The organism is Paraburkholderia suaedae, from assembly GCF_040812055.1.
Taxonomy (GTDB): Bacteria; Pseudomonadota; Gammaproteobacteria; order Burkholderiales; family Burkholderiaceae; genus Paraburkholderia.
Map to the genome: position 1 here is coordinate 1 of NZ_JBFOAH010000096.1, position 1,401 is coordinate 1,401.

2 protein-coding genes are annotated in these 1,401 nt (G+C 63.3%); both read right to left on the reverse strand.

The window, feature by feature from the left end; all coding sequences use genetic code 11:
• A partial coding sequence (locus tag ABQJ48_RS37695; RefSeq protein ID WP_367842919.1) for an ABC transporter permease subunit occupies window positions 1-897 on the reverse strand: 897 nt, incomplete at its 3' end.
• 26 nt (window positions 898-923) lie between these two features.
• On the reverse strand, window positions 924-1,401 hold a 478-nt coding region (locus tag ABQJ48_RS37700), incomplete at its 5' end, for a branched-chain amino acid ABC transporter permease (RefSeq protein WP_367842920.1).

Here is a 1,401-nt window from a genome sequence, read left to right on the forward strand (position 1 = left end):
CACCACGCACGCCAGCACCACGACCGATTCCCAGAACGTGAACGATTCCGGCGACACGAAGCCCTGGAACGAGCCGAACATCGCGCCCGACAGGCCGCCGAACGACGCGCCCATCGCGAACGCCAGCAGCTTCACGTTGCGGGTATTGATGCCCATCGCCTTGGCGGCGACCTCGTCCTCGCGGATCGCGGCCCATGCGCGGCCGATACGCGAATGCTGCAAGCGGGTGCAGACCCAGATCACGAGCAGCGAGCACAGCACGAACAGGTAGTAGTACAAGTACACCGACGGAAACTGGACGCCGAACAACGAGTGCGTCTGCGCAAGACTGAAACCGCCTGCCGACACCGGATCGATCCCCGTGATCCCCTTCGGTCCGTTGGTGATGTTCACCGGACGGTCGAGGTTGTTCATGAAGATCCGCACGATTTCCCCGAACCCCAGGGTCACGATCGCGAGGTAGTCGCCACGCAGACGCAGGGTCGGCGCCCCGAGCACGATCCCGAAAAAGGCCGCGAACGACATCGCGACCGGCACGATGATCCAGATGGGTATATGCAGCCCGTTCGGCGCCAGATGCGCAATCCACCCGAATTGCGACGTCAGGTGCGGCGAGCTCAGCAACGCCGCCGTGTAAGCGCCGATCGCGTAAAACGCGATGTAGCCGAGGTCCAGCAGGCCGGCGAAGCCGACCACCACGTTCAGGCCGAGGGCGAGCATCACGTACAGCATCGCGAAGTCGAGCACGCGAACCCAGTAGTTGCCGCCGGCCGCGCCAATGATCATCGGCGCGGCGATCACGAAGATCGCCGTGACGATGCCGACAGTCAGCGTCTTGCCCAGGTTCTTTTCAGGAATGAGCGTCGTGGACGGCTCGATCGGTTGAATTGAGGTCATGTCTATTTGCTCCTTATGGCCTGGGATCAAGCGCGATCCGCAACGCGTTCGCCGAGCAGACCCGACGGACGGAACACCAGCACGACGATCAGCACAATGAAGGCGAACACGTCCTGATAGTTGCTGCCGAACACACCGCCCGTGAGGTTGCCGATGTAACCTGCGCCGAGCTGTTCGATCAGGCCGAGGATCACCCCGCCCACCATCGCGCCGCCGAGATTGCCGATACCGCCCAGCACCGCCGCGGTAAAGGCCTTCAGGCCGGGGATGAAACCCATGTAGAAGTGTGCGTTGCCGTATTCGGACGCGATCATCACGCCGGCGAGCGCAGCGAGCGCCGAGCCGATCATGAAGGTCGCCGAAATCACGAAGTTCGGATTTACGCCCATCAGGCTCGCGACGCCCGGGTTCTCGGCGATCGCGCGCATTGCGCGGCCGAGCCTGGTCTTGTGCACGAGCAGCAGCAGGCCGCCCATCACGAGGAACGCCACCACGATGATCACG